General features: G+C 68.1%; 18 protein-coding genes. 10 read left to right on the top strand and 8 right to left on the bottom strand.

The features are described 5' to 3' along the window. Positions 1-1628: 1628 nt before the first annotated feature. On the bottom strand, positions 1629-2978 hold the full coding sequence (locus ACIA49_RS25930) for an NAD(P)/FAD-dependent oxidoreductase (RefSeq protein ID WP_396379912.1): 1350 nt from the start codon (positions 2976-2978) through the stop codon (positions 1629-1631). 166 nt (positions 2979-3144) lie between these two features. On the opposite strand from ACIA49_RS25930, the gene ACIA49_RS25925 reads away from it, so the two are divergent. Further along, complete coding sequence (locus ACIA49_RS25925) at positions 3145-4878, top strand: L-aspartate oxidase (RefSeq protein ID WP_396379911.1); 1734 nt, start codon at positions 3145-3147, stop codon at positions 4876-4878. On the opposite strand, the gene ACIA49_RS25920 is transcribed toward ACIA49_RS25925, so the two are convergent. The 5 genes from ACIA49_RS25920 to ACIA49_RS25900 are packed head-to-tail and all read right to left on the bottom strand — an operon-like array spanning position 4879 to position 7739. Next, complete coding sequence (locus tag ACIA49_RS25920; protein WP_396379910.1) at positions 4879-5343, bottom strand: nitroreductase family deazaflavin-dependent oxidoreductase; 465 nt, start codon at positions 5341-5343, stop codon at positions 4879-4881. 49 nt (positions 5344-5392) lie between these two features. Further along, positions 5393-5968 (bottom strand): hypothetical protein, encoded by a 576-nt coding sequence (locus ACIA49_RS25915; RefSeq protein ID WP_396379909.1) that lies wholly within the window; start codon positions 5966-5968, stop codon positions 5393-5395. A gap of 1 nt (position 5969) precedes the next feature. Further along, positions 5970-7028 carry a DUF6286 domain-containing Asp23/Gls24 family envelope stress response protein gene (locus ACIA49_RS25910; RefSeq protein ID WP_396379908.1) on the bottom strand — a complete coding sequence of 353 codons (1059 nt, stop codon included), beginning with the start codon at positions 7026-7028 and terminating at the stop codon, positions 5970-5972. Continuing rightward, positions 7021-7209 carry a hypothetical protein gene (locus tag ACIA49_RS25905; RefSeq protein WP_132173446.1) on the bottom strand — a complete coding sequence of 63 codons (189 nt, stop codon included), beginning with the start codon at positions 7207-7209 and terminating at the stop codon, positions 7021-7023. Before ACIA49_RS25905 ends, ACIA49_RS25910 begins: the two co-directional genes overlap by 8 nt. 38 nt (positions 7210-7247) lie before the next feature. Beyond that, on the bottom strand, positions 7248-7739 hold the full coding sequence (locus ACIA49_RS25900; protein WP_396379907.1) for an Asp23/Gls24 family envelope stress response protein: 492 nt from the start codon (positions 7737-7739) through the stop codon (positions 7248-7250). 224 nt (positions 7740-7963) lie between these two features. Here ACIA49_RS25900 and ACIA49_RS25895 point away from each other — a divergent pair, with 224 nt between their 5' ends. From ACIA49_RS25895 to ACIA49_RS25870, 6 genes are all read left to right on the top strand, one after another. Then, positions 7964-8524, top strand: coding sequence for an RNA polymerase sigma factor (locus ACIA49_RS25895; RefSeq protein ID WP_396379906.1), 561 nt, complete (start codon positions 7964-7966; stop codon positions 8522-8524). Beyond that, positions 8515-9090, top strand: a complete 576-nt coding sequence (locus ACIA49_RS25890; protein WP_396379905.1) for a hypothetical protein — start codon at positions 8515-8517, stop codon at positions 9088-9090. The genes ACIA49_RS25895 and ACIA49_RS25890 overlap by 10 nt, the downstream gene beginning before the upstream one ends. Beyond that, positions 9087-9452, top strand: a complete 366-nt coding sequence (locus ACIA49_RS25885) for a hypothetical protein (protein WP_396379904.1) — start codon at positions 9087-9089, stop codon at positions 9450-9452. The genes ACIA49_RS25890 and ACIA49_RS25885 overlap by 4 nt, the downstream gene beginning before the upstream one ends. Before the next feature lie 278 nt (positions 9453-9730). Then, entirely contained in the window at positions 9731-11275 is a 1545-nt protein-coding gene (locus tag ACIA49_RS25880; protein ID WP_396379903.1) for an aldehyde dehydrogenase family protein, read from the top strand. Next, positions 11272-12606: an aminotransferase class III-fold pyridoxal phosphate-dependent enzyme gene (locus ACIA49_RS25875; RefSeq protein ID WP_396379902.1), complete on the top strand. Its 1335-nt coding sequence runs from the start codon at positions 11272-11274 to the stop codon at positions 12604-12606. Before ACIA49_RS25880 ends, ACIA49_RS25875 begins: the two co-directional genes overlap by 4 nt. Before the next feature lies 1 nt (position 12607). Further along, on the top strand, positions 12608-13927 hold the full coding sequence (locus ACIA49_RS25870) for an aspartate aminotransferase family protein (protein ID WP_396379901.1): 1320 nt from the start codon (positions 12608-12610) through the stop codon (positions 13925-13927). Here the strand turns inward: ACIA49_RS25870 and ACIA49_RS25865 are convergent. Together ACIA49_RS25865 and ACIA49_RS25860 are read right to left on the bottom strand one after the other, a co-directional pair. Then, a complete protein-coding gene (locus ACIA49_RS25865) occupies positions 13917-14912 on the bottom strand; it encodes a Gfo/Idh/MocA family protein (protein WP_396379900.1) in 996 nt (331 codons plus the stop codon). The two genes, ACIA49_RS25870 and ACIA49_RS25865, sit on opposite strands and share 11 nt — an antisense overlap. Before the next feature lie 10 nt (positions 14913-14922). Continuing rightward, a complete protein-coding gene (locus ACIA49_RS25860) occupies positions 14923-15903 on the bottom strand; it encodes a Gfo/Idh/MocA family protein (RefSeq protein ID WP_396379899.1) in 981 nt (326 codons plus the stop codon). Positions 15904-16070: 167 nt separating this feature from the next. On the opposite strand from ACIA49_RS25860, the gene ACIA49_RS25855 reads away from it, so the two are divergent. From ACIA49_RS25855 to ACIA49_RS25845, 3 genes are all read left to right on the top strand, one after another. Continuing rightward, positions 16071-17213, top strand: a complete 1143-nt coding sequence (locus ACIA49_RS25855; protein WP_396379898.1) for an ROK family protein — start codon at positions 16071-16073, stop codon at positions 17211-17213. Positions 17214-17324: 111 nt separating this feature from the next. Then, positions 17325-19061, top strand: coding sequence for a DUF4832 domain-containing protein (locus ACIA49_RS25850; RefSeq protein WP_396379897.1), 1737 nt, complete (start codon positions 17325-17327; stop codon positions 19059-19061). A gap of 11 nt (positions 19062-19072) precedes the next feature. Continuing rightward, on the top strand, positions 19073-20536 hold the full coding sequence (locus tag ACIA49_RS25845; RefSeq protein WP_396379896.1) for a DUF4832 domain-containing protein: 1464 nt from the start codon (positions 19073-19075) through the stop codon (positions 20534-20536). Positions 20537-20633 lie beyond the last annotated feature (97 nt).

Below are 20633 nucleotides of genomic sequence, written 5' to 3'. Positions count from 1 at the left end.
CCCCCTTAGCCATCTGCTTGGCGCACCCTATGGTTTCAGTCGACCGCCGCCGGTGGTCGAGTCGCAGGGCGGCCAGGTAGGCGACTCGGCCGGGAGCGTGTCGCTGTGGCTGAGCGTGTCTGCGGCCGATTAAAGACAGGGCGGCTGAGCGACGCTGTGGCTGAGGGGGATGGCGAGGCTGCGACCGGGATCTCCCTTGCCTGGGGCTGACGGGCTGTGGTTGCGGTCCGGGAAAGACGCCGCGACCGGGTTCACGTTGCCTGTGATTGAGAGGTTGTGGTTCCTGTTAGGAAAGGGAGCTCTCGGCAACTTTCCGGACCCTTGCGCCACCAGCGCGACCGAGCAGGTCGATCCGTTCACGTCGGACGTCTGGAGGTTTAGTCGAGAATCGGTGGTGGTCGAATCCCCAGCAGGCCAGGTGGGCGACTCGGCCGGGAACGTGTCGCTGTGGCTGAGCATGGCTGCGGCCGATTAAAGACAGGGTGGCTGAGCGGAGCGGGGGCTGAGGGGGATGGTGAGGCTGCGACCGGGTTCTCCCTTGCCTGGGGCTGACGGGCTGTGGTTGCGGTCCGGGAGAGACGCCGCGATTGGATTCACGATACCTGGGCTGACGGGTTGTGGGTCCTATTACGAAAGGGGCTCTAGGCAACTTTCCAAATCCTCATACCACGGGCGTGACCGACCAGGTCGGTACGGTTCATGTGTGGCGCCTCGGGGGCTTGGTGGGCCGTCGGCGAGGGTCGGGTTGTGGGGCGGCCAGGTGCGCGACTCGGCCGACTATGTTCGCTGTGGCTGAGCATGTCGGCGGCCGATTAAAGGCCGTGCGGCTGAGCAGGGCGGTGGTTGAGGGGGGTGGCGAGGTCGCGACGCCAGTTCACCCTTGCCTGTGGCTGACGGGCTGTGGTTGCGGTCCGGGGAAGACGCCGCGATCGGGCTCACGTTGCCTGTGACTGACGGGCTGTGGTTGCGGTCCGGGAGAGACGCCGCGATCGGGCTCACGTTGCCTGTGGCTGACGGGCTGTGGTTCCTGTTAGGGAAGGGGCTTTCTGCAACTGTTCGAACCCTCACACAGCCGGCGTGACCGAGCAGGTCGATGCGTTCATGTGTGACGCCTTGAGGTTTGGTCGACCGTCGGTGGTGGTTGTGGGACGGTCAGGTAGGCGACTCGGCCGGCTATGTCTCGCTGTGGCTGGGCATGGCTGCGGCCGATTGAAGACAGGAGGCTGAGCTGGGCGGTGGCTGAGGGGGATGGCGAGGCCGCGACCGGGTTCACCTTTGCCTGTGGCTGACGGGCCGTGGTCGCGGTTCAGGAAGGGCGCCGCGAACGGATTCACGTCGCCTGAGTTGACCGGGATGTGGTTGCGGTTCAGGAAGGGCGCCGCGAACGGATTCACGTTGCCTGTGACCGACGGGGTGTGGTGCGGTCCGGGAAAGGCGCCGCGACCAGACTCGCGTTGCCTGTGACCGACGGGCTGGGATGCGGTTCGGGAGGGGTGACGCGGCTGGGTTCGCGTTGTCTGTGGTTGAGGGGCTGTGGTGGCGGTTGGGGAAGGGCGGCGCTCGGGACTGGCTGCGGTACGGGGAGCGTCGGGTTGCGGCGGCGGTTGTCGTGGGGTGGTTGTTGGGTGTTAGAGGTGGTTGGCTTTCTGGGTGAGTGGGTGGGGGTTTTGGTCGGCTTCGGTGGTGAAGGCGGCTCGGGGTTGTTGGACTGAGGCTAGGGAGACGATGTCGCGACCGTAGAAGACGGCTGCGAGCCAGATCGCCAGGACGCGGACCTTGCGGTCCCAGGTCGGTACGGCGAGGACGTGGTAGCCGCGGTGCATGAGCCAGGCGAGGAGGCCCTTCACGACGATGCGACGGAACTGGAAGACGCCGGTGCCCAGGCCTAGGGTCGCCACCGAGCCGAGCGAGTGGTGTTTGTACTGCTTCGGTTCGCGACCGCGGAGGTTGGCGATCAGGTTCTTTGCGAGCAGCTTTCCCTGCCGTACGGCGTTCTGTGCGTTCGGTACCGTCAAAGCGCCGGGCACGTCCGAGGCGAGGTCCGGGATCGCGGCGTCGTCACCTGCCGCCCATGCATCCGGGACGATGTCGTCGTCTGTTCCGACTCGCAGGTCGGGCCGGGTCTGGATCAGGCCGCGCGTTGTCACCGGGAGGTCGGTGTGACCGCGAACCAGTCGGGTCGCCGCGTTGCCGGCCGTCCAGACGATCAGCTCGGCGTCGAACTCCGATCCGTCGGACAGCACGACGTGACCGCCGGTGGCTGAGACGACCGTGGTCTCCAGGTGCAGGTGACCGCCTCGGCCTTCGAGCAGTCGGCGTACCCAGGCTCGCGGACCGTCGGTCACCTCGGGCAGGATCCGCGAGGTCGCCTCGACCATGTGGAACGACAGGTCGTCACGGGTCAGGCTGGGGTACGACTTGAGCAGGCTGTTGGCCAGTGAGAGCAGTTCGCCGAAACTCTCCACGCCGTTGAAGCCTGCGCCGACGAACACCACGGTCAGCAGCCGGCGTCGTACCGGGCCGGGCGGCAGCACGGACGCCTCGTCGAAGGCGGTGAGCAACCGGTCGCGGACTGCCACCGCCTCCTCGACGTGCTTCATCCCGATCGCGTGCTCCGCGATTCCGGGCAGGTCGAACGTGCGGGTGACCGCGCCGGCGGTCACCACGATCACGTCGTACGGGAGCTCGAAGTCGTCGCCGCTGACCGGGTGGATGGTGACGGTACGGCGGGCATGCTCGACCGTGGTCACCGAGCCGGCGATGATCCGGGTCCGGCGCAGGTTCCGGCGGAGCGAGATCGCCGCGTGCCGGGCCTCGACCGAGCCGGACAGCACCTCGGGCAGGAACGGCTGGTAGGTCATGTACGGGCGCGGATCGATCAGCACCACCTCGGCCTCACCGCGCCGGAGCTTCTTCTCGAGCTTCCAGGCGGTGTAGAAGCCGGCATACCCGCCCCCGACCACCACGATTGTGCGCACCGAAGTCCTCCTCCGTAAAAGCTGTCACCAGCTAAGACAGCGCATCGACCCCCACTGTGACAAGCCCCACCGCCGATGTGACTGCCGTTACCTGATCGATCTGTCACGGTTCCGGAATCTGCGTGGTCAAGTGGTTGTAGAGCCGATGAGCCGAAGGAGACCGTCAATGACGATGGCCGAGCAGCAGATCGCAACCTCCGTCCTGGTGATCGGAACCGGCGGTGGTGGCCTGCGGGCCGCGATCGAGCTGGCCGAGCGTGGCGTCGAAGTTCTTGCCCTGGGCAAACGTCCGCGGAACGACGCGCACACGTCGCTGGCGGCCGGCGGGATCAACGCGGCACTGGCCACGATGGATCCCGAGGACACCTGGCAGCAGCATGCCGCCGATACCTTGCAGGAGAGCTACCTGCTGGCCAACCCGGACACGGTCCGGATCGTCACCGAGGGTGCGGCGCAGGGAATCGCCGACCTCGAGCGTTACGGCATGCCGTTCGCCAGGGAGGCCGACGGGCGGATCTCGCAGCGGTTCTTCGGCGCGCACACCTACCGCCGGACGGCGTTCGCCGGTGACTACACCGGCCTGGAGATCCAGCGCACGTTGGTGAATCGCGCGGTTCAGCTCGGCGTACCGATCCTCGACAACGTCTATGTGACCCGGATCCTGGTCCGTGACAACACCGTGTTCGGCGCCTACGGATTCGACCTCGACACCGGTCGCCGGTATGTCATTCACGCTGATGCCGTGATTCTGGCGGCCGGCGGTCATACCAGGATCTGGCGTCGTACGTCGTCTCGTCGTGACGAGAACACCGGAGACTCGTTCCGGCTCGCGGTCACGGCCGGTGGGCGGATTCGCGATCCCGAGCTCGTCCAGTTCCACCCGTCCGGCCTGCTCGAGCCCGAGAACGCGGCCGGGACCCTGGTCTCCGAGGCCGCGCGGGGTGAGGGCGGTCAGCTCCGGAACGCGCTCGGAGAGCGCTTCATGAGCCGGTACGACGCTGAGCGGATGGAACTGTCCACCCGGGACCGGGTCGCGCTGGCGGCGTACACGGAGATCAAGGAAGGACGCGGTACGCCGAAGGGTGGCGTCTGGCTCGACGTGTCGCACCTGCCGCGGGAAACGATCATGCAGCGGCTGCCGCGGGTCTACCAGACGCTGCTCGAACTGCAGATGCTCGACATCACCCAGCATCCGATCGAGATCGCGCCGACCGCGCACTACTCGATGGGTGGGGTCTGGGTGCGGGCCGAGGATCATTCGACCGGGGTCGACGGTCTGTACGCGCTCGGCGAGGCGGCCAGCGGGCTGCACGGAGCCAACCGTCTAGGCGGGAACTCGCTGATCGAACTGCTCGTGTTCGGCCGGATCGTGGGCGAGGAGGCGGCGAAGTTCTCGATGAATCGCGAGTCCCAGCAGCGATCCGCGGACGTGGTCGGAGAGGCGCGGGCCGAGGTCGACGGCCTGCTCGCGGCCGACGGCCCGGAGAACGTCCGGGCCCTGCAGAGAGCGCTCCGCGACACTCTCACGGCGCGCGCCGGGGTGGTTCGCGACGAGGCCGGTCTGCTGGCCGGCATCGAAGAGCTCGGCGAGATCGAGGAGCGCACGGCTCAGATCGGCGTTCACCCTGACATCGCCGGCTTCCAGGATCTGGCACACGCGTTCGACCTGAAGTCCTCCGCACTCGCCGCTCGGGCCACGCTCGATGCTGCGCTCGAACGCCGGGAGTCCCGCGGCTGTCACAACCGCTCGGACTTCCCCGACCTCGACGAGTCGCTGCAGGTCAACCTCGTGTGGTCCGGCCCCGGCGAGATCACGAGAGAGCGCATCCCCGAGATCCCGGCCGAGATCCGGGCGCTCATGCGCGACGACATCTCCACCGAAGGCAAGCTCGTCGAGTAATCAGACGCGCGGGGTCAGCCGGACGACCGGATACTTACGCGCCGACTTCTCCTGGTACTTCGCGAACCGTGGCTGGGCCTCGACCACCGAGGCCCACGCCGCGTCGTACGACGAACCAGTCAGCCGCTCGGGCGTCACCGCGAAGACACCGCGACCGGGCAGTTCGGCCGTGGCCGCGCCCGGGTTGGCCAGCAGGTTCGCGTACCAGCCAGGGTGCTGACTCCCGCCGCCGGAAGCGACCAGCAACCAGGCGTCCGGACCGTCCGCGAACCAGGCGACCGGGTTCTCCCGGGTCAGCCCGCTGCGGCGTCCGACGGTGGTCAGGACCAGCAGATCCATCCCCATCATCGTGGCGCGTCCGCGACGGATCTTGCGGATCGCCCGCCCGTTCACCGTGCGCTGGAACCAGCGAGAGAGCGCTCCCGGCGTTCCCGCCTTCTTTTCCTGTGTGCTCGTGTTCTCCATGGCTACGACAGTAGGGATGAGACCGTCGTACCTGCTTCTCGATTCCTGATCAGATCACGCGAGCGACGGCAACGGTCTTGTCGGAGCGAGCCACGCGGAGCCGGATCCGGGTCCGGATCGCGGGCAGGCCGACAACGCCGGTGAGCTCGGTGGCGATCCGGGCTGCCGCCGCGCGGACGACCTCCAGATCGGCGGTCGGCTCGATCGTGCAGGTGAGCTCGGCAACCAGTTGACCCCGGTCAGCGACTACCTGACCAGAGCCGTCGCGGATGCCCGGCGTACGGGCAAGCGCTTGAGCAGCGGCGTCCACCGCCGAGTGAGCGTCGGCCACGAGCTGGCCGCTCCGGTCACCGCCAGGCAGCGCGAACCGACCGCCAACCCGTCGGGGCAGGTGGCGCGCGAGCCACCAGAGGCCGAACAGGATCGCGATCACTCCGGCAGCACCCGTTGCCCAGGGCCACCATTCCGCGCCGGTCGGATCGGTCCACGGACCGGCCGTGATCCGATCCGGTGCGGACGGGAGCTCGTCGTACTGCCAGGCGATCAGGAGAGCGCCGGCGGCGAGCAGAGAGAGCGCTATCAGCGTTCCGACCGTACGGTCGAGGGCAATCACTCCACGTCGCATGTCATTCCTCCCGTACGGCGATGCGCGTGCGCGGCGCCGGGGTGATGATCCGAAGGCGGTCGTCGACGACCGAGGTCACATCGGTGGTGACGCGGGCCCGATCACCGAAAGTGGTGACGATCAGGTCGACGCGCTTGCGCTTGAAGTGGCCGGACACCTCGGTCACCGAATCCACGTGCCGAGCACTGTCGGCGGCCAGCCGCGCGATATCCGTACTCCGCAGCCACACGAATCCGTCGGCCCCGTTGATCGCGTGATGAGTCCGGCGCCGGCGCTTGTACGTCAACAGCAGGACCAGCAGACCGACAACCAACGCACCGATCCCGGCCCACAGCATCCACCCCGCGGGCTCCAATGCGAACCTGCGACCGAACCCGCGAGCCACCCACGACGCACCGTCCATCAGCCCGGAAGCAACAGCCATCTCCCGAATCGCCACGCACCCGGCCAGGATGAGCAGAAACGCTCCAACGATGCCGACCCAGACAACCGCCGCCCCCGCCACCGGCCGCTTCCCGGCCACCGCATCGGAAGCCACCGAAGCGTCAGCCGAGAGAGCGCTCTCCGAGTTTTCTGAAGCGTCCACGGTGGTGATAGTGACGTCGGCTCGATCCACGCCAAGCCCCGTCAGGTCTTCAACTGCCGTCGTGATCGCCTGGCGGAGGTCAGCCGCCGTCTCGGCGAGCGGATGGGGCCACGTGATCGCGGTCTCCAGGGAGACCCGGACCCGCTGACCAGCAACCACTGCTCGCGCTTTCGGCAGCCCACGGCCCAGTACGGCGGACTGCCGCGACACCGCGGGATGCCGGCGGGCCGTGATCTCCACGATCCGCTCGACCGCCCGCTGTGCGATCTCGAGCCGGCCGCGATCGCCCCCGAATGCGATCGCGGACGGCTCCGAGACCCCCGGCACCGGCCCGTCCACCGGTGCGAGATCGTCCGGCGCGCGTCCGTTCGACGCACGCCCGTCCACCGTCGTTCCGTCGGTCACCACACCTCCGGCCGGCAAACCACCGGCGGGCAGTTCGTCGGTCGGGCGCGGGGTGCTGGTGTCAGCCACGGTTTCGGCGGGAGAGGAGGTCGTCGAGCGCCTTGGTCCCGCTGCCGTCGGACAGGAAACGGCCGACGACGAGGCCGACCGCACCCAGCACGAGGGCGAGCAGGAAGCCGGGGAACCCGCCGGCCGCGGCAGCGATGGCGATCAACAGGCCGGCGAACAGGCCGATGGTCGAGGTGCTCACTCGAATCTCCTCTAGCGAAGGGTCCTGCGGAAGGTGGGTCAGCGCACGCGGGGTTCGGCGGTCTCGGCCGCGTCGTCGTCATCGTCGTCGTCGCCGTCCAGGTGCACGTCGGTGACGGAGATGTTGACCTCGGTGACCTCGAGACCGGTCATCCGCTCGACGGCCGAGATCACGTTCTCCCGGATCGCGGCGGCCAGGTCGGCGATGCTCACGCCGTACTCGGCGACGAGCTCGATGTCGACCGCGGCCTGGGACTCACCGACCTCGACCGAGACGCCCTGGGACAGGTTGATCTTGGAGCCCGGGATCCGGTCCCGCAGCATCCCGACCGCCCGGGCGGCACCGCCGCCGAGGGCGTGCACGCCGGGGATCTCGCGGGTCGCGATGCCGGCGATCTTGGAGACCACGACATCCGCGATCGAGGTCTTGCCGCCGGCAACGGTGCCATCGGCAACGATCGTCTCCGCACCGGTGATCGGGGCGACGGTCGGGCGCTTGGCGGCCGGCTTGGTGGTGGCGGTTTCGGTCATCGGAGGATGCCTTTCTCGTCAGCGTCGGTGGTCTGAACAACACCAGGTTCGGAGCCGTTCGCCGGAAGGACGACCGTTCGGGCGGAATCGTCACGGTCCCTTCACATGGTCCACAGCGTGACATGGCTCACGCGCCGGATCCGAGAGGCTACCGTGACATCTGGCCATGCAGTGTCGTCTCAATTGCGGTCGTCCCAATCGCGCAGGCACAACCAGGAGGTGGAGTGACCACAGGGCTGACCGAGCTCGACGAGGCGACCCTCGTCGCCCGAGCCCGTGATCGCGACCCCGCGGCGTTCGAGCTGCTGGTCCGCCGCTACCAGCGGCGGATCTACACGCTCTGCCTGCGGATGCTGAACGGCGCGACCGGTGACGCCGAGGACGTCGCCCAGGAGACGTTCGTGACCGCGTGGCGCCGATTGCCGGAGATCCAGCACGACGCTGCCTTCGGTTCCTGGCTCTACCGCACCGCCACCAACAAGTGTTTGACGGTCTTGCAGCGCCGCAAGCCGACGACTGAACTGAACGAAGAGAGCGCTCCCCCGGATCTTGGCAACGACGCTGACCCTGCCCGTGCGGTGGGGAACACAGCGGCGATGCAGGCACTGGCCGTCGCACTGAAACGGCTCCCGCCGCCACAACGTGCCTGCTGGCTGTTGCGTGAGGTCCACGGTCGCTCGTACCAGGAGATCGCCGATCTCGTCGGTACGACGCCCACGGCGGTCCGCGGCCGGATTGCCCGTGCCCGCGCCGAACTTGCGGAGGTGATGAAGCCATGGAGATGAATCCCGACGAAGCGGTCACCGATCTGCACCCCTTGCCGTGCGGACGAACCGTCGAGGACGTCTGGGACGATCTGGAGTCCGGCCAGGACAGCGCGCACCGAGCCACCTGCCCGCATTGCCAGACGGCCCAGGCCGGCCTGGAGCAGTTGGCCGAGGCGACCCAGTTCCTGATCGACGACCCGGTCGAGGTCCCCGGTGGACTGCTCGACCGGATCATGACTGCCGTCCGGGCCGATCTCAACCTCGGCCGCACGATCCCCCTGCCCACCGAACCGGCCGAGGTCGAGGTCTCCGTGCACGCGCTCGCCGCCGTACTGCGGTATGCGGTCGACGGCACCACCGGCGTACGGGCTCGGCAGTGCCGGATCGAGTCGTCAGAGACGGACCCCGGATCCATCAGGGTGTGGATGTCGGTCGCGCTCGAGTTCGGGGCCGGTCAGGTCGGCGCGCTCGATGAGGCTCGGCAGCGGGTCGCGCTGGCGTTGCGCGGTCAGATCGGCCTGGAGCTCGAATCGCTCGACTTCGAGGTGGTCGACGTCTGGACCAACCCCGGAGGACCGCTGTGACGGACGACGCGGTCGCACAGATCGGGGCCGCCGACGCGGCGGCCCAGGCCGCCCGTGCGGTCGGCGGGGTCGTGCGGCTGCAACCCGGGATCAAGGGTCTGCTGCGCCAGTTCGGGGCACAGGCCTGGCAACGAGCGACGGGCCGTGAACTTCCCGATGTCGCCGGGGTCGAGGTCGATCTGAGCGATCCCGATCAGGTCAGCGCCGAGGTGCGGATCGTGGTCGGGGTCGACCATCTCGCCAGCGAGGTCGGCGAGAAGGTTCACCAGGCCGTCACCGCGGCGCTCGTGGTGACCACCGGGCGTCCGGCGATCGTCCGGATCCGCATTGTCGAGTTCGATCTGGAACCGCGCTACACCTGACCCACCGTGACGCAGATCGCCCTGTCGCCGCGCCGGGTTCGATGGTAGAAAGGCCGTGACATCGTCCGCGTGCCGCTTCGGCCGCAGACCACCGTGAGCGAAGGGAGCGGGGCCAATGCGTCCTCCGGGTTCCCTCAAGCCGCTCACGATTCTTCCCCCCGGGTAGCACTCGCTCCCCACACCACCAGCTGACCCCTGGTGGCCTTTGGCATGCGCGCGTTCTGCCGCCCTGCCCTCTTTCTGCCACAACCCATCTCTGTGTGTCGTGGAGGACATCTATGACGAAATTTCGTGTCACCTACGCAACCCTCAGTGCGGACAACGAGGATCTGCACACCGCGTACGAGCAAGGCCTCGCCACCGCGAAGGACTGGCTCGGCGCCGACCTGACCGGTTTCGTGGGCGGGAAACCGCTCTCTGGCCAGGAAACGTTCACGATCACCAGCCCCGGCGATGCCGCGCTCACCTTGTGCACCGTGCACAGCGCGACCTCGGCCGAGGTCGACTCCGCGGTCGGCGTCGCGGCCGACGCCGTACAGGCTTGGTCGGGCCGGCCGTGGCAGGAGCGGGTCGACATCCTGCTGCGCGCCGCGGATCTGATCAGTGAGCGCTCCAACGAACTCGCCGCGCTGATGTCCATGGAGGTCGGCAAGAACCGCCTCGAGGCGCTCGGTGATGTCGAGGAGTCGGCGGACCTGATTCGCTACTACTGCAAGCAGTACAGCGACAACGACGGTTTCGTCCGGCCGATGGATCAGTTGTCCGACGCCGAACGGACGACGAGCGTCCTGCGCCCGTACGGCGTCTGGGGCGTGATCAGCCCGTTCAACTTCCCGATGGCGCTCGCGGCCGGCCCGGCCGGTGGCGCACTCGTCGCGGGCAACACCGTCGTCCTGAAGCCGAGCCCGCAGGGCACGTTCACCGCGGTCAAGCTCTACGAATGCCTGCAGGACGCGGGTCTGCCGGGCGAGGTCCTGCAACTGATCCCCGGTGGTGACGAGGTCGGCCGCTTGCTGGTCGCGCATCCGGGAGTGAACGGACTGACCTTCACCGGCTCGTTCCAGGCCGGGATGGAGATCTACCGCAGCTTCCCGACGCCGTACCCGAAGCCGGTCGTCTGCGAGATGGGCGGCAAGAACCCGGCCATCGTGTCGGCGAAGGCCGACCTGCCGACGGCGATCGCCGGGATCGCGCGGTCCGCCTTCGGCTTCTCGGGCCAGAAGTGCTCGGCCTGTTCGCGCGTGTACGTCGAACGCTCCGTGTACGACGAGTTCGTCGCCGGACTCGCGGTCCGGGCCGGTGAGCTGAAGGTCGGTGACGCGACCGAGCGCGATGTCTTCGTCGGCCCGGTCGTGAACGACGAGTCGGTCACCCGGTTCAAGGACGCCGTCGCCCACGCGGCGAGTGTCGGCCGGGTCGTCGCGGGCGGTGAGGTGATCGAGGGTCGCTACGTGCAGCCGACCGTGGTCGCGGATCTCCCCGCGGGAGACCGGCTGCTGACCGACGAACTGTTCGTGCCGTTCGTCGCCGTTCAGCCGGTCGACTCGCTTGACGAGGCGATCCAGCTCGCGAACGCGACCGAACTCGGTCTCACCGCGGGCTTCTTCTCGGCCGACGACGCCGAGGTCGACGACTTCCTCGACCGGATCGAGGCCGGGGTCGTCTACGTCAACCGCGCCGCCGGCGCGACCACCGGTGCGTGGCCGGGCGTCCAGCCGTTCGGCGGCTGGAAGGGCTCCGGCAGCTCCGGCAAGGCCGGTGGCGGCCTGTACTACGTCCAGCAGTTCCTTCGCGAGCAGTCCCGAACGGTGGTAGCCCGATGACCCAGACCCCGACTCACGCCAAGCCCGACACCGGCCGACCTGAGTGGTTGCCCGAGGGCCGGCCGATACCGGACCTCAAGACCATGATCCCCGGACCACTGTCGAGCGCCGTCGTAGAGCGCGATCTCGCGGTCACGAGCCGTTCTCTCCCCCGCGCGTACCCGCTGGCTCCGCGCCGCGGGCACGGCAGCGTCATCGAGGATGTCGACGGCAACCTCTTCCTCGACCTCAACGCCGGCATCGCGGTCAACTCGACCGGTCACTGCCACCCGCGCGTCGTGGCCGCCGTCCAGGAGCAGGCTGGCGAGCTCCTGCACTACTCGGCGAGCGACTTCTTCCTGCCGATCTACAGCGAGATGTGCGACGCGCTCGCCGCGACCGCTCCGATGGACGGCCCGGTCCGGGTGTTCCTGTCGAACTCCGGCGCCGAGGCCGTCGAGGGTGCGCTGAAGCTCGCCCGCTACGCGACCAAGCGTCCGTACGTGATCAGCTTCTACGGCGCTTTCCACGGCCGGACGATGGGCGCGGTCACGCTGACTGCCTCGAAATCCAAGTACCACAAGGGATTCGGGCCACTGCTGCCCGGCGTGCTGCACGCCCCGTACGGCGATGACAGCACCTTCGAGCACCTGGAGAACACGCTCTTCCGCTACGAGGTCGCCCCGGATGAGGTGGCGGCGATCTTCGTCGAGCCGATCCAGGGCGAAGGTGGTTACCTGGTTCCGCCGGCGGGCTGGATGGCGCGGCTGCGGGAACTGTGCAACAAGCACGGCATCCTGCTGATCGCCGACGAGGTCCAGTCCGGGGCCGGGCGGACCGGCAAGATGTGGGCGATCGAGCACACCGGTGTCCAGCCGGACATCCTGATCACGGCCAAGGGTCTCGCCTCCGGACTGCCGCTGGGCGCGTTCATGGCTCGGGCCGAGCTGATGGAGAGCTGGCCGGCCGGCGCACACGGTTCGACGTACGGTGGTTCTCCGGTGGCATGTGCGGCCGGGCTCGCGACGCTCGAGGTCATCAAGTCCGAGCGCCTGATGGAGAACGCGACCGAGATCGGACAGCAGCTCCTCGAGGGGCTGACCAAGATCCAGGCACAGCACCCGGACCTGATCGTGGACGTCCGCGGCGTCGGGCTGATGATCGGCGTCGAGTTCGCGACCGCGGAGGACGCGGCTGCGGTGCAGCAGCGCGCGTTCCAGCGCGGGCTGCTGGTGCTGGAGTGCGGAGAGAGCGCTATCCGGCTTTCTCCCCCGCTGGTGATCACGGCGGGAGAAGCCGAGATCGCGCTCTCTCTGTTTGCCGACGCGGTCGCCGACGCGGTCGCCGGGTGACATGACCGGCTCCGTCTTCTCCCGTGCCGCCGGTCGCGACCTCCCGGTCGTGGCCGGCGGCCAGGGCGCCGAACTGTTCGACACCACCGGCCGGCGCTACCTGGACGCCGCCGGTGGGGCGATCGTGGTCGGGATCGGGCACGGTTCGGCCGAGGTCGCCGATGCGATCGCGGCCCAGGCCCGCGAGGTCGCCTACGTCCACGGCTCGGCGCTCGCCTCCGCGTCCTTGATCGAGTACGCCGAAACGCTCGGACCGCTCCTCCCCGTCGACGACCCCTACATCTATCCGGTGTCGGGCGGCAGCGAGGCAGTCGAGACCGCCCTCAAGGTCGCGCGCACCTATCACCTGGCCCGTGGCGAAGAGCGCTCTCTCGTGATCGGCCGCACCGGCGCGTACCACGGAAACACCCGGGGAGCGCTCTCCGTCTCCGGCCGCGACGGCCTGCGCGCGCCGTACCTGCCATGGCTGGGATCGGCGGCACACACGACCTCGCCGTACGAGTATCGCTGCCCGTTCCCGGACACCCACCCGGACGGTTGTGGAGCGAAGCACGCCGAAGCACTGGAGCAGCTGATCGTTGCCCAGGGCCCACAAAACGTGGCGGCGTTCATCGCGGAACCGATCGCGGGAGCCGCCCTCGGCGCCTGCGTTCCGCCTGACGACTACTGGCCGGCCATCACCGCAGTCTGCCGCCAGTACGGCGTACTGGTGATCGCCGACGAGGTTATGACGGGGTTCGGGCGAACAGGTCGCTGGTTCGGCTCTGACCACTGGGGCGTCCGGCCGGATCTGCTCGTCGCCGCCAAGGGAGCGGCTTCCGGCTACTGGCCGTTGGGGCTAACGGTCGCCAGCGGCGAGGTCCACGACACCGTGCAGCAGGCCGGCTTCGTCCACGGCCTCACCTACTCGCACCACGCCGTCGGAGCCGCAGCCGGCCTCGCCGTACTGAACATCCTGCAGCGCGACGGACTAGTCGAAGCAGCCGCCACCCGCGGACACCAACTCGAAACCGAGCTACACACCAACCTCGCCGACCACCCGCACGTAGGCGACATCCGTGGCCGCGGTCTGTTGTGGGCAATCGAATTGGTCGCCGACCGCGAGACCAAGGCACCCTTCCCGCGCGAAGACCGCGTCGCCGAGCGAATCGTCGCCGCAGCCAAAGAGCACGGCCTACTCCTCTACCACTCCACCGGCTGCGCAACCGGAACCGAAGGCGACCTCCTCGTCCTCGGCCCACCACTAGTGATCAGCCCTGCGCAGATCACGGAGATCACGCAGGGCTGCGCGGCAGCTATCCGCGACGCACTCAGTGGATGACGGGGGCGATGGTGTTGGTGCGGGCGCCTTCGTAGGCGGCGAGGAGGATGCCTAGGACGGCGATGCCTTCGACTTCGGTGTGGAGGGGGCGGGTCTTGGCGATGAGGGAGTCGGCGAAGTGACCGATCTCGGCGGCGAAGGTGTCGACGGGTTCTAGGTCGAAGGTCTCCGATTCACCAGAGCGGAGGTTGTAGGTGAGCGACGTACCGTCGCTGTGCAGGGAGCCCAGCTCGCCGACGGCGGAGAAGCGTTCGGTGGATCCGGCGGGCTGGTAGGCCCAGCTGGTCACGAGCTGGCCGACGACGCCGTTGTCGAAGCGGATCAGCACCTGGGCGGAATCCTCGCCCTCCATGAACTTCAGGCGGTGCGTCGACAGCATCGCGGTCGCCTCGACGGGCATGCCGCCGGCGAGGTGCAGCATCAGGTACGTCGGGTGGTAGCCGGTGTCGATGAGTTCGCCGCCACCGCTCGTCTTGCTGCTGGCGCGCCAGCCCATGGAGCTCGGGTCGAAGTCGTTGTAGAAGCTGTCGGTGGTCCGCACCTCGTAGATCGTGCCGATCGTGCCGGCCTCGAGGAGTTCCTTCGCCTTGGCGACCGCGGGCATGAACAGCTGGTTGTGCGCCGACATCAGCGTCACCCCGTTGGCCTCGACAGCACGCCGTACGTCGGCTGCCTCCTCGGCACTCAGGCACAGCGGCTTCTCACACAGGATGTGCTTGCCTGCTTCGGCTGCCGCGACGATCGCGTCCCGGTGCAGATGGTGCGGCAGGCAGATGTCGACCGCGTCCACATCCTCGTTGGCGAGCAGCTCGCGATAGTCCGTGTACGCCGTTGCGCCGAGCTCCGCCGCACGCACCTTGGCGGTCTCTTCGACCGCGTCGGCGACCGCGGTGACGCCGATCTTGTCCGCGTGCTCCGCGTAGCCCTTGATGTGGGCCGAGGCGATGCCGCCGGCGCCGATCAGGCCGACCTTGATCTGGGGCATGGTGATCTCCTCAGGAGTAGGCGACGACAGTGTTGGTGGTGGCGGCTTCGTTCGCGGCGACCACCAGGCGGGTGAGCTCCAGCGCGCGGGCGATGTTGTCGTCCGCACGCGTGCCGTTGGTGATGTGATCGACCCACTGGCCGAACGGGTCCAGGCTGTCCTCGGGCACCGGGAGTTGCTCGTCGCCGACCTTGAGCACGTTGCCCGCGTCGGTGTAGGTGAGCGTGTTCTCGGTGCCGAAGATCTCGATCGTGAACGGGTTCGGGCTGGCGAAACCGGCCTCGATCACGCCGATCGTCTGGTTCGGGTAGCCGACCACGACGACCGCGTTGTCCTCCAGGCCGAGACCCGCGATCGACCGGTACGTCGCGCTGACCGTCTCGGCGTCGGCGCCCAGGAAGAGCTGGGTCAGGTAGACCGGGTGGCAGCCCAGGTCGGTGAGCGCTCCCCCGATCGCGGCCTTGGGCTCGAAGAACCGCAGCGGCAGCCAGCCCTCCGACTTGCCGTCGCGCGGGATCGCGCCGTCGTGCGAGAGCCGGACCCGGGCGTAGGTCACCTGACCGAGCCGCCCGCTGTCGAGCACCTCGCGGATCGCGTTCGTGTACCCGTGCGCCAGCCGCGGCAGCGAGACGGTGAGCTTGACACCGTTGTCGTCGGTCGCGGCGATGATCTCCTCGGCCTCCGCGACGGTCGGTGCGAGCACCTTCTCGGTGAAGATGTGCTTTCCGGCCCGGGCGACCTTGACCATCAGGTCCCGGTGCTCGTCGGTGGCGGTGGTGACCACCACGCCGTCGACGTCGCTGGCCAGCAACGCGTCCAGATCGCTTGTGTAGGCGACGCCGAAGGCTTCGGCGCCCGCCTTGCCGCGCTCTTCGTCGGTGTCCCAGACCGCCACCAGTTCGGTACCCGGATGCGCCTGCGCCTGCCGCGAATAGTCGCCCGCATGGACGTGCCAGAAGCCCAGGGTCGCGATCTTGAGGGGGTTCGGCATCTGCTTCCTCCTGCCCGAGGTCGTCCCGGCTCACCAGCACCGGCCGCGCACCAACGTACAACGTTGTCATGGGGTCTTGGGAAGGGCTGGCACGCACCATTTCATCCACCGGACCGGGGCCGCGGTCCCTATAGTTATCCAGGACTCCTAGGTAATTGAGGTACGCGATGAGCGAGGCACTGTCCGGCGGGGATCTGCAACGGTTGCGGCAGCTCAACGTGGTCGCGGCCCTGCGAGTGCTGCGCGCCGAGCCGCCGCTGACCGTCACCGAGCTGGCCAAGCGGACCGGCCTGTCCCGCGCCTCCACCGAGGACGTCGTACGGGATCTACTCGGCCGCGGCTGGATCAGCGAGGTCGAGCCCACGGCCGGCACCGTCGGTCGCCCGGCCCGCCGCTACCGGTTTCGGGCCGACGCCGGGCGGCTCCTGGGCGTCGACATCGGCGGTCACAAGGTGCTGGCGGTCGTCACGGATCTCGAGGGCGACGTACTGCACCAGGCCCGGATTCCAGTGGCGCCGGACGCCGGGCGGCGGGAGCGCTTGCAGGCGGTCGACGACTGCATCGCCGCGGTTTTGGCCGGTGCGGACGCGACGGCCGGGCAGGTCTGGGCGACCGGCGTAGCAACGACCGGCCTCGTCGACGGCACCGGCAAGGTGATGCTCTCGGACTCCCTACCCGAGTGGACCGGCGTCGACCTGACGGCACACCTGCGACGGATCGTCCCCGGACCGATTCGGGTCGAGAACGACTGCAAACTTGCTGCCCTGGCTGAGAATTGGCGCGGTGTCGCCCGTTACGCCAAGGACGTAGTGTTCCTGCTGGCCGGGCTGCGGACCGGCGCCGGCCTGATCATCGACGGCAAGCTGCATCGCGGATTCGCTAACTCGTCCGGCGAGATCGGCGCGCTGCCCGCGGTCGGCTGGGAGCGCGCACCAGAGCATCTCCACGCCTGGCTCAACCCCGGCGACCCGGTCGAGCGCGTTTTCCTCGCCGCCCGCGACGGCGACCGCGCCGCCCTACGGGCCGTCCGCGCTTACGTGCGCGACATCGCCATCGGTACGTCGGCCCTGGTGCTGACCCTGGACCCGGAGCTCGTCGTGATCGGTGGTGGCTTCTCCCGCTCCGCCGACGTACTGGTCGAGCCGCTCCGGCGCGAACTCGACCGCTGGTGCCTGCGCACGCCGGAGATCCGCGTCTCCGACTTCGCCGACGAAGGGGTCGCGCTCGGCGCCGTCCGGCTCGCCGTCGAGCAGGTCGAGTCCACCCTGTACGGCGACGCTCCCGCGACGGCCGCTCTGCTGATGTTCTAGAGCGCTCGTTTTGATCGAATCTGCTCGAAACTACCCCGTTGTGAACTCTTGACACAGTTTCCGTGGAGTCCATGATTATTCCATCGCCCGCCCCCGCGAGAGGAACCATCCATGCGACTCCTCCGGCTGTTGACCGGCATCACCCTCGGTGGACTCCTGACTGCCTTCGCGGTGGTCTCCCCCGCCGGCGCGACGATCAGCGGTGGTTCCGCGAGCAACACCGCGACCACCGTCACGTACCAGTACACGTTCACCGGCGCGCCGACGTACCAGCGTGTGTACGTCGACACCGACCGGAACAGCGGTACCGGCTACGCCCAAGGCAGCGTCGGCGCCGACTACCTGCTGGAGAACGGCAACCTCTACCGGAGCACCGGCACCGGCTGGAGCTGGGCCCTGGTCAAGGCCGTCACGTTCTCCGCAACTGGTGGAGTCGCACGCTGGACGGTCGATCGCGCTGATCTTTCAGAGAGTGCTTCCCCGAATGACGCTGACCTGATCTTCCAGGTCGAGGCTCCGATGGAGACGTCGAGCAAGTACACCCACGTCTACAGCGGCGGCGGTACCGGCGGAAGCGTAACCTACACCGCGAGCACCGAGAACTTCGCCAACCCGGAGCGCGGTTTCTACCACCACACCGGGGACTGCGACAAGGCCGACTTCTCGCTCAGCACGTTGCAGAGCTACCGCACCAGCCAGGGCATCTCGCTGGTGATGTGCGTCTTCTACCTGGCCGAGTACAAGAACGGTCCGATCGCGCAGGCCGCGCTCGACCAGCTCCAGCAGCAGATCGACACCGTGCGCGCCGCCGGGCTGAAGATGGTGCTGCGCTTCGCCTACACGACCTCGACGACCGGTGACGACGCGCCCAAGGCGCAGGTTCTCGCCCACCTCGACCAACTGGCGCCGTACCTGAACTCGGCGAAGGACGTCATCGCCGTCGTCCAGTCCGGTCTGATCGGTGCGTGGGGTGAGTGGTACTACACGCAGAACTTCGGGAACGCCGGCGTCGTCAGTACGACGGACTGGGCGAACCGGAAGGCGGTCGTCGACAAGCTGCTGAGCGTCGTACCGTCGAGCCGGATGGTGCAACTGCGGACGCCGAAGTTCAAGCGGACCATGTACACCACGACTCCGGTGCAGTCGGCCGATGCTTACAACGGATCCGCCACCTCCCGGATCGGTCATCACAACGACTGCTTCCTGGCGAGTCCGGACGACTACGGCACCTACGAGAACACCTCGGTCGAGTACCCGTACCTGCAGGACGAGACCAAGTACGTCGCGATGGGTGGCGAGACCTGTGGCGTCAACGCACCGCGGTCGACCTGCCCGACGGCGACGTCCGAGCTCGCGCAGTTCCACTGGTCGTTCCTGAACACCGACTACGAGCCGAACGTGCTGAGCTCCTGGAACACCGGCGGCTGCCTGGCCGACGTGACCAAGAAACTCGGATACCGCTTCCGCCTGGAGACCGGGACCTTCCCGACCTCCGCGGTGCGGGGCGGGAGCCTGCCGATCTCGCTGTCGGTGCGCAACGACGGCTACGCGACGCCGTTCAATTCCCGCGGCCTGGAACTGGTACTGCGGAACACGTCGACCGGCACCAACTACAAGCTGGCCATGAGCTCGGACCCGCGGCGTTGGACGGCCGGTGCGGCGACCACGGTCTCGCAGACGCTCACCGTGCCTTCGAGCCTGCCGACCGGTTCGTACCAGCTGCTGCTGAACCTGCCCGATCCGCTGCTCTCCACGCGGCCGGAGTACTCGATCCGGCTGGCGAACCAGAACACGTGGGAGTCGTCGACCGGGATGAACTCGCTCCTGCACACCATCACGATCAGCTAGGAGATCCCCTGATGCAGTTGTCGTCTTTCGCGCTTCGCGCGGGGTTCAAGCGCCTGGTCGGCGCCACGCTCGCGCTGGCCCTGCTGGGGCCGGCGCAACTCGCCGATGCCCACCGCACCGATCCGACCGTCACTCGCACCTACGCGGCGACCGACGCCGTGATCGCCAACCAGGAGCGTGGCTTCTACCACCACACCGAGACCCACTACCGCGCCGACGGGTCGGGCTACGAACCGCTCGACCTCACCACCCTGCGCAACTTCAGAACGCAAGAGAGCGTTACCCAGATTCTCCGGGTCTTCTACCTGGAGAAGTTCGCCGGCAGCGACAAGCTCGACCCGGCGTACCTCGGCCTCGTCCGCGCGGACTTCCGCACCGCCCGCGCGGCCGGCGTCAAGGTGATCGTCCGGTTCGCCTACGCGCAACCGGCCGGCTGGCCGCCCACCATCCCGTACGGCGATGCGCCGGTGCAGCGCGTCCTGAAACACATCAACCAACTGACTCCGATCCTGCAGGCGAACGCCGACGTGATCGCGCTCGTGCAGTCCGGCTTCGTCGGGCTCTGGGGTGAGGGCTACTACACCGACTACTTCGCGAACCCGGCCGACCCAAGCCAGGTCTCGGACCAGAACTGGGCCGACCGCCGCGCGGTGGTGATGGCGTTGCTGAGAGCGCTCCCCCGCGATCTCATGGTGCAGGTCAGGACGCCGTACATGAAGCAGCGCATGCTCGGACTCAGCACGGGAACGGAGGGAGCGCTCTCCGCGGATCAGGCGTACGACGGTTCGCCGGCGGCCCGGATCGGTCATCACAACGACTGCTTCCTGGCGAGCCCGGACGACTTCGGGACCTACCTCAGCGACCCGATCGAGCTCGACAAGGACTTCGTTGCCCAGGACACCAACTACGTGCCGGAGGGTGGCGAGACCTGCGGCGTGAACTCACCGCGCTCCGACTGGGACTCGGCGTCGGCCGAGATGGCGCGGCTGCACTTCTCGTTCCTCAACACCGATTACCACCCGGACGTGCTCGGAAGCTGGGGTACGAACATCACCGTGGCCAAGCAGAAGCTGGGCTACCGGCTTGCGCTGGTCCGCGGCACGTTCACCTCGAAGACCCGTCCGGGCGGAGCAGTGCAGGTCAGTCTGGACATCCGCAACGACGGCTGGGCGGCGCCGTACCATCGTCGCCAGGTGCAACTGATCTTCCAGGGTGACAAGCACAGCTACCGGGTGAACCTGCCCGCCGATCCACGACTCTGGGCCGCCGGTACGACGAGCACCCTCAAGGCAACCGTTCGGGCACCGATCGCACCAGGCCGCTACCACCTGCTGCTCAACCTCGCCGACCCGTCGCCCCGGCTGCAGACGTCGACCACCAACCCGATCTACGCCGTACAGCTGGCCAACACCGGTACCTGGCAGCCAGCGACCGGCTACAACGACCTCGGCCAGGACGTGACCGTCTCGAGGTGAGGCTTCTCTGCCGTGCGACGGACATCCGGGTCTGTCGCACGGCAGAGAGAACCGCTGGAAAGTTCGTCCTCAGCGGCGATGCCGGAGTGAGGTGTTC

This window comes from Kribbella sp. NPDC051587 (genome assembly GCF_044453945.1).
In the GTDB taxonomy this organism is placed as follows: domain Bacteria; phylum Actinomycetota; class Actinomycetes; order Propionibacteriales; family Kribbellaceae; genus Kribbella.
Note: the sequence above shows the minus strand (reverse complement) of the source record. Positions and strands in the feature narration are given on the sequence as shown.